The 7,688-nt window shown below is 60.9% G+C and carries 6 protein-coding genes; 1 reads left to right on the top strand and 5 read right to left on the bottom strand.

Annotated features, from left to right (window positions below; genetic code table 11):
* Positions 1–304: 304 nt before the first annotated feature.
* Positions 305–1,534 carry an MFS transporter gene (locus B3F77_RS17535; RefSeq protein WP_293606195.1) on the bottom strand — a complete coding sequence of 410 codons (1,230 nt, stop codon included), beginning with the start codon at positions 1,532–1,534 and terminating at the stop codon, positions 305–307.
* A 452-nt stretch (positions 1,535–1,986) separates the two neighbouring features.
* On the opposite strand from B3F77_RS17535, the gene B3F77_RS17530 reads away from it, so the two are divergent.
* Positions 1,987–2,589, top strand: a complete 603-nt coding sequence (locus B3F77_RS17530; protein ID WP_293606194.1) for an SAM-dependent methyltransferase — start codon at positions 1,987–1,989, stop codon at positions 2,587–2,589.
* An 86-nt stretch (positions 2,590–2,675) separates the two neighbouring features.
* Here the strand turns inward: B3F77_RS17530 and B3F77_RS17525 are convergent, their stop codons facing one another.
* From B3F77_RS17525 to B3F77_RS17510, 4 genes are all read right to left on the bottom strand, one after another.
* Positions 2,676–3,281, bottom strand: a complete 606-nt coding sequence (locus tag B3F77_RS17525) for a hypothetical protein (RefSeq protein ID WP_293606193.1) — start codon at positions 3,279–3,281, stop codon at positions 2,676–2,678.
* Positions 3,282–3,473: 192 nt separating this feature from the next.
* Positions 3,474–4,586, bottom strand: coding sequence for a lytic murein transglycosylase B (mltB, locus tag B3F77_RS17520; RefSeq protein ID WP_293606192.1), 1,113 nt, complete (start codon positions 4,584–4,586; stop codon positions 3,474–3,476).
* 30 nt (positions 4,587–4,616) lie between these two features.
* Positions 4,617–6,644, bottom strand: a complete 2,028-nt coding sequence (locus B3F77_RS17515) for a DUF3488 and transglutaminase-like domain-containing protein (RefSeq protein ID WP_293606191.1) — start codon at positions 6,642–6,644, stop codon at positions 4,617–4,619.
* Entirely contained in the window at positions 6,638–7,651 is a 1,014-nt protein-coding gene (locus B3F77_RS17510) for a DUF58 domain-containing protein (RefSeq protein ID WP_293606196.1), read from the bottom strand. The genes B3F77_RS17515 and B3F77_RS17510 overlap by 7 nt, the downstream gene beginning before the upstream one ends.
* Positions 7,652–7,688 lie beyond the last annotated feature (37 nt).

Genomic DNA, 7,688 nt, shown 5'->3' with positions numbered 1-7,688 from the left:
GGCGAAGGGCAGGTATGTGTCTGTTCTTGACGGTGGCGGCCGTGTCGATCAGCTTTCAAGTTCTATAACGGCAACAGACTGAACCTGTGAACTGGACTGATGGGTTGAATTGGCCGCGCCCGCTGCAAGCTGGAACTGGTTATGCATCAGCGGCCTGCGACGGATGAAGATACTTGCAAAACCGCCACTCATGGACGGGCTGGTCGTCAATGTATACCGGTGCCCACTTTCCCGGCATTGCGACTACCCTATCCTTGAGACGCAATCGGGTCTACGCGACCAGGGTTTGACGCAAACGCCGGGCTCAGCCCAGCCGCGCCACCGGCAACAGGCGAAACGCCAGCGTGCCCAGCGCCAGCAGTGACGCCACGCAAACCAACACACCCGAATAAGGGTCCTGCCCCAAGGCCAGCGACCAGGACGCCGCCAAGCCGCTCAGGCTCTGCACGAAGGCCACACCTAGAAACATTGCCATGGTGAAGACCGACATGGCGCGACCGCTTATTTCAGCGTTATAGGAGGCACGCACGTTGGCGTACTGCAGAATGGCGGCTCCGGAGAGCACCGCCACCGCCACCATGCCGCCAACGTCCACCCAGTCCAGAGGTAGAAACGCCATCAGCGCAAAGACCACGGCGATGGCCAGCGCTGCGCGCACAATCCAGGGCCGTCGCCGTGCTGGGCCGGGATCGAAGTGGCCAAACAGCGCGGGCGTGAACAGCGACAGCACCGAAACTACCAGAGCCACGTTGCCGGTCTGTACCAGCGACATACCGTGGCGGTGTATGAGCAAAGGTCCCAGCCAGAGACCGCGAATGGTCAGGAAAGACGCGTAATTGACCAGAGCCAGCGCCAGAATGCCCCAGGTCTGTGGCAGCAGAAACAGCGCGCCAAAACCACGCAAGGCGTGTCCCAGGCTGTCCGGGCGGTGCTGGGCAGCGGCCAAGTCCTCCCGCAACTGCGACTGCACCAACAGCCACGAAACGCACGCCAGCCCCGCCAGCACGGCAAAGCCCATGCGCCACGAACTTACATGAATGAGCCAGGCCAATGGCGTACCGGTGAGCACCAGCCCCAGCCCACCCATCCCCATGGCCACTCCGGATATTGCGGCAAAGCGGTGCGCCGGGAAGCGCCTTGCGATGAAAAGCGTGCACACCACAAAGGCCGGCGAGCAACCGATGCCGATCAATGCCTGGCCAAGCACCAGAACGGCGTAGTTCGGCGCCAGCGCGGAGGCGAGCGCACCAAGGATGGCCAGCGGAAAAGTGCACAGCCAGGTGCGACGCAGCCCGTAAAAATCCAGCGCCACCCCAATGACGAACTGGCTCAGGCCGAAGGAAAAGGAAAATGTGGCGGCAAACAAGCCCAACGCCTGCGTGGACAAACCGAAATCCTGCTGCAAACCAGTCGCCATCATTGCGGTAACGGTGCGAAAGGCCTGGCTGAGCGCGAAGGCGCTGACCAGTGTCAGCAAAGGCAGCCAGGGCACAGCGGCTGCAGATTGGGCAGGAGATTCAGGCGAGGTGGACATGGCGGGGACAGGAAACGGGATAAGGCCAACGGCAGTATCCCCCTAGCGTACTGTACCGGTGGTCTCGACGGGTTTTAACCTGAATCAGTGGTGGTTTTGAATTGGAATGGACGGCTGACTGACCGTCGTGAGCCAATGTCTGGCGGCCGTTCGCTAAGGACTGCTGCACTACCGAATTGCGTTGCGCTCGTTTGCCGACTTCCATTCGTGAAAACTGGCAGCTGGAGACACCTTGCGGGTCGCCACGAACTGCTTCTTTACGGCGTTGAACTGGAGTACCGGATAGCGGACTGTGGTGAAGACCCGCAATGTGTCTTGGGAGTCACTCACGAGTCACATTTGACCGACAGGTTTTGGTCGATAGTGCGCGGTGAATGGCTGGCGCCACGGCTCGTTCAGGTGGCGAGGGAGCCAGAGTCGGCGGAGTTTTGAGGGTATAAAATTTCCTGAATATGAGTGAGAACAAGAGCATCGCCTTCTTCGACGAGCAGTTTCGGCGTCAGTCGAAGGACGTCGCGTTCAAGCTTAATCCGTTTGAGGAAGTGGCACTTCCCTACCTACGCGGCGAAGTGCTTGATTTCGGTTGCGGCTTGGGAAATCTGGCATTTGCCGCCGCAAAGAGGGGATGCAAGGTCACGGCCCTGGATGCCAGCCCTGCCGCAATTGAGCTTATCCGATTACGCGCCGCGGCTGAAAATGCCCCGGTTTTGGCGTCACTTGCCGATTTGCGCGACTATTCGATAATCGGTGAATACGACTGCATCGTCTCCATCGGTCTGCTGATGTTTTTTGACTGTTCGACTGCGTCCAAAGTCCTGTCTCAGCTGCAGGCGCATGTTCGACCTGGTGGCATTGCTGCAATCAATGTCCTGGTTGAGGGAACGACTTACCTGGACATGTTTGACCCTGGCGGTTACTGTCTATTCGGCCCGGCGGAAATCCAGGGACGGTTCGAAGGATGGACGATCGAGCATTCTGTGTGCCATGATTTCGAGGCATCCAACGGCACCCTTAAACGTTTCTCAACAGTGATCGCCCGCAAGCCGAACGCATGAATGGTGGCAGTGGTAGTAATTTGAATATGACCAGTTCATCCTGCTTCGGTGACACCGACCCAAAGCTGCTCCCTGCATTGAGCGCCTCAACGTCCAATCAAGGTGCAATAGGCGTTGCGTGTATCGGGTGCCACGGAATCAACCAGTAGCTCGTACGACGTTTTGTGCCGAACCAGGATCCGTGTAGAGGCTACTGCTTTGGACTTGCAGAACCAGTGACAGGTGTGCTGCATCAAAAATAGCTCGGCTGACATGGTGAAGGCCTTGCTTTTGGGCGTCTGATTGAGGCTGTTTTTCGCTGCATTTGTGATCCCTCGGGCATGAATGCTCAAGGCCTTCCGCAGGTCAAACGTAGCGTTTGGAAAAAGCTTGTCTGCATAGGGGATTGATACAGCCAGCTTGCTCACGCGCGCGTCTGTCTCATTGACCCTGGAAAACTCGGCGACGAAGCTATTGAACTGATCACACAGCTTCATCTCGGCTGTGCTCAATAGACTCCAGATTTGTTCACGTCGGTCTGGATCATCCTCCCCAAGCGCTCGCATGTAACCCTCTGTCAGGCTTTCCATCAGCTTTTCAATCTGGTACTTCCCGAGATGACTTCCCAGCAAGGCAATACGCCTTTTCTCGTCTCTCGATTTGAGTGTGTAAGCGCCTATGGCGATCAGGATCACCAGAACAAAAATTTCCATGACTACTTTTCGGGTCGATTGAGCATGACCAGAGTGTAGTCACCTCAAATCCCCGAGCCAGTCAGAACGATGTGACCTTGAATGCCCACGCCATGAGATGAGGGAGCGACTGACCGGTTCTGGCCGATGGTTGCCAGTTAAATCAGCCGTGTTGCCGTAGCCCGAATGCGGCGTTGCGGCTTGCTTTGGGCGCTAGCGCCCAACAGACCTAACCAGTTCTTGCTTGACTTCCCGCCCCAGCTCAATCACCGCCATGGCGTAGTAGCTGCTCCAGTTGTAGCGGGTGATGGCGTAAAAATTCTCGGTGCCCGCCACATACGTGGGCGCATCCGGGCCATTGAGCAACTCGATCAGTGCCAGCGGCCCCGGGTGTTGCAGCGCTGGGCCTTCCAGCACGGCGCCTTTGGCGGTGAAACTGGCCACGCTGAAAGTCGGCAGGATGTCGGGTGCCATCAGGGCGTCCATGTCCAGACGGCTGGCGTCAAAACTCACCGGGTAGTGCGTGGGCATGCCGGGCTGCCAGTTGAAGGTCTTGAAATAATTGGCGACCGAGCCAATCACGTCGGCCGGGCTGTTCCACAGGTCGATGGTGCCGTCGCCGTCGAAGTCCACCGCATACTTGATCCAGCTCGACGGCATGAACTGCGGCATGCCCATGGCACCGGCATAGCTGCCCTGTATTTCAAGGGCCTCCATCGGGGTGGCGCCGCGGCGGCTTTCCAGGGTCAGAAACTGCTCGATCTCGCTTTTGAAATACTCGCTGCGCTCCGTGGCGCGCGGGTGGTCGGCCGGAAAGTCGAAGGCCAGCGTGCTCAGCGCGTCCATCACGCGGAAGCTGCCGGTGTCGCGGCCGTAAATGGTTTCCACACCGATGATGCCGACGATGATTTCAGCGGGCACGCCATACTCTTTTTCAGCGCGCTCCAGCGCCTGCTGGTTGGCCTGCCAGAAGCGCACGCCGGCCTCAATGCGGATGGGGTCGATGAAGCGGCTGCGGTAAACCCGCCAGTTTTTGACAAAGGGTTTGGTGGGCGGCTGCATCAGCCGTGAGACCGTGGAGATATAGCGCGACTGGCCAATAGCCTCGCGCACCCAGGCGGGGTCCAGGTCGCGCCGGCTGGCCAGGTCGTCTGCAAACTGCATGGCCTCGGTGCGCGTGGCATACAGGGGGCCATGGGACTGTGCGGCGTTGTAGGCAACCGTCTTTTTAAAGGATTTTGCCTCGCTAACGCCCGCTGCGCCTGCGAGAGCAGCTATAAAAAAAATAGCAAATCTAAAACGATGAAGAGGCGTCTGAAGTGTCATGCGAAGGAAATAGGTGGGCTGGATTCAATTTTAAGCAGGCCATGCGAGCCGGCTGAATTGTTGCTTGAGTTGATTCAGCTGAATTTGCCGGCTGGCGGATGGATTGGCGTAACGCTGCAACTCCAGTTGCATCAGCCAGTCATGCAGCGCCGGCCCCTGGCTGCCGCTCTGACTGCCGTATTTTGCCAGCACCAGCCGGGCCAACTGGCGCGGCGAGGTGGCGGGCGTGCTTTCAATGCCGGCTTGGGCCAGCCGCTGGCGCGCGCGGGCCAGCAGGCGCAGCCACGGGTCGTGCTGGGTGCGCTCCCACAGCGTCCAGCCAGCCCCGGCCAAGCTGGCCAGCACGACAATGGTGATGAGCAGGTAGCTCAAATCCTGCCAGCTCGGGGATTCAAAACCGATGTTTTTGAGCAAGTTGAGCTGCTTGCCCTGGGTGTAGTTGAGCACCCATTGGTTCCAGCCGTTGTTCACTGCTTCCCAGGTGGCGCGCAGCTGCGCTGACAGCGTGGGGCTGAAGTTGCCGAATGCCTGTGCGACCACACCCTGTGGCGCGGCCAGTCGCTGGAACGCGCCTATGCGCCCTGGTGCCACGGCTGCCGTCGGGTCGACCCGCACCCAACCCAGGCCGGCCTGCCAGACTTCGGCCCAGGCGTGCGCGTCGCTCTGCCGGATGACCCAGAACCCATCGACGCTGTTGCGTTCGCCACCCTGGTAGCCGGTGACGATGCGCGCCGGTATGTCGAGCGCGCGCATCAGGATGACAAAGCTTGAGGCGATGTGCTCGCAAAAACCTTCCTTGCGGTCAAACCAGAACTCGTCGGCCGTGTGCTGGCCATACACGCCGGGGTCCAGCGTGTAGGTGTAGCCGCCGCTGCGCAGGCGCTCCAGCGCCACCTGCACCAGCACGCCTGCGTTGGCCTGGGCATAACGCGGGTCGCGCCGTATCTGGCTGGCCAGCGCCAGCGTGCGCGGGTTAAAGCCGGGCGGCAGATCGACAAACTCCTGCAGACCGACCACGGGCTGCACCGGCCCGTGCCTGAACGCCGGATAGCTGCTGGCCTTGTAGCGCACGATGTCGGTGATGGGCCGGTCGGTGAGCCACTGCAGGTCGGCATCCATGACGCTGCGATAACCGGGCAACTGCGGTTTTTGTGCGGCGGCCTCCAGAACGAAGAGCCAGGGCCTGCTGGTGGGCTCCAGCGTGACTTCATAATCGATCGGCTTGCCGGAGACTTGCAAATTGGCTGGCAGCGTATAGCGTGAAGGCAGGCTGGCACGCCGGGGCTGCCAGCGGCGGCCATCAAAGTTTGAGAGCACGGGTCCCCGGAAATAAAGGTCGCGCTGCGGCGGGGCCTCGCCCTCGAACTTGATCCGCATGGCCACGCTGTCGTCCAGTGCCAGGTGGGCAATCGTGCCAACCTCCATGCTGGCGCTCAGGCCGCTGCGGCCGGTCATCGCGTCGCTGGGCACACCCCACAAGGGCGCCAGTCGCGGAAACAGCAAGAACAACACCAGCATGATGGGCGCGCCTAGCAGGGCCATCCAGCCCGCAGTTTTGGCGGCCTGCGCCAGGGGCGGCTTGCCGACCGGCAGGTGGGCGTTGACCAATGCGGTCAGCAGGCCGAGCAGGCCCAGCAACATGCTGAAGGCCGTCAGCAAAGACTGCGAGTAGAAAAAATTGCTCAGCATGCAGAAAAAGCCGAGGAAAAAAACCACAAAAGCATCACGCCGGGCGCGCAATTCCAGTGTTTTGAGTGTCAGCAACACCACCAGCATGGTCACGCCCGCATCGCGCCCGAGCAGGGTGCCGTGGGTGGCAAATGTCGCGGCGACCATCACGGCCAGCAAACCCAGCAGCCACCATTTACCGGGCAGCGGCCTGACCTGCAGGGCCAGCCAGCCGCGCCAGAGCAGGACGGCACCAGCCCCTGCGCTGCACCACAGCGGCAAATGGCTCACCTGAGGCAGCAACACCCAGGCAATCACCCCCAGCAAAAACAGCGTGTCCCGGCCATCACGCGGCAGGTTGCGCAGTGTGAGGAGTGCCCGCTTCAGCATACGGCCAGCGCCTCCAGGCATTGGCGTTTGTGGGCTTCGCCGCTGGACGGCTTGATTTCCAGCGCCGGCAGGCGCAGGCCATAGTCCAGCTCCCGCTGGTCGGCCTGAAGAATCCAGGCGCACAGCCGGGAGAGTTTTTGCTCGGTGCCGAAAGGGCCGGCCAGCATGAAATCCAGCCAGAGTTCATAGCGCTGGACCTGCTCGGTGTCGCGCACCACCAGCCCGCTACCGTGCCCGTCGGCGCTCATGGCATTCACTGCCTTCTTCCAGACCACGAGTTTCATGGGGTCGCCGCGGCGGTAAGCCCTGACGCCGTCAAATTCGCCTGTGCTCTGCGCCCGTGCTGCCGCTGCAGCGCCTCCAGAACGGGGCTCGCCGGGCGGCAGTGGCGGTGGGTTCAGTTCAGGCGCCGGATAGACCAGTATTTGCGCCGCGGGTCGCCAGACGGTCCAGACCCGGAAGGTGCCGAGCGGAAAGCGGGTTTCTGCGGTCAGCGTGGGCAGGCGGTGCAGGCCGCGCCGGGTCGGCGTGAACGCCACCTGCACCACGCTGCTGCCCTGCGCCGGTACGTCGGTCCAGGCCCAGTGCCGCTCGCTGCTTTTTTGCGCCTCTGCACCTTGCGGATTCATGACGCTCAGCACGCTCAGGCCAATGCCGTGGCGCGCAGAACGTCGGGTATTCGTGAGTTTTACATCAAAAGTGGCTGTAGCCCCCGCGTGACGTGCGTGAGTAGCTACTATATTAATAGCAAGCCCGCGCAGCGTGCCATGGCTGACGTGCATGCCCACCAATGCGCTGCCAGCCAGCAAAAACGTCAGCAGATAACCCAGATTGAGCTGATAGTTGATGGAGGCGACCAGCAGCACCAGCAGGGTGACGCCCAGCATCAGCCCCGGCCGCGTCGGCATGATGTACACCGTGCGCTGGGTCAGGGTAATGTGGTCCGACAGCGGCAGCCGGTTTTCAAACCACCTCTGAAACCGCCCTCTGATGAATGTTGCCCCCACGCTTGTCGCTTCGCGTACTGCGCGAGGCCTTGCAGGC

The sequence above is a fragment of the Polaromonas sp. UBA4122 genome (assembly GCA_002381615.1).
GTDB lineage: Bacteria > Pseudomonadota > Gammaproteobacteria > Burkholderiales > Burkholderiaceae_C > Polaromonas.
The sequence above is the reverse complement of the archived record's forward strand: the minus strand, read 5'-3'. Positions and strand labels throughout refer to the sequence as shown.

Coding starts and splice junctions, on each gene's coding strand:
- B3F77_RS17525 (WP_293606193.1), bottom strand. CDS start 3,281: ATGGAAATTTTTGTTCTGGTGATCCTGATCGCCATAGGCGCTTACACA.
- B3F77_RS17535 (WP_293606195.1), bottom strand. CDS start 1,534: ATGTCCACCTCGCCTGAATCTCCTGCCCAATCTGCAGCCGCTGTGCCC.
- B3F77_RS17530 (WP_293606194.1), top strand. CDS start 1,987: ATGAGTGAGAACAAGAGCATCGCCTTCTTCGACGAGCAGTTTCGGCGT.
- B3F77_RS17515 (WP_293606191.1), bottom strand. CDS start 6,644: ATGCTGAAGCGGGCACTCCTCACACTGCGCAACCTGCCGCGTGATGGC.
- mltB (WP_293606192.1), bottom strand. CDS start 4,586: ATGACACTTCAGACGCCTCTTCATCGTTTTAGATTTGCTATTTTTTTT.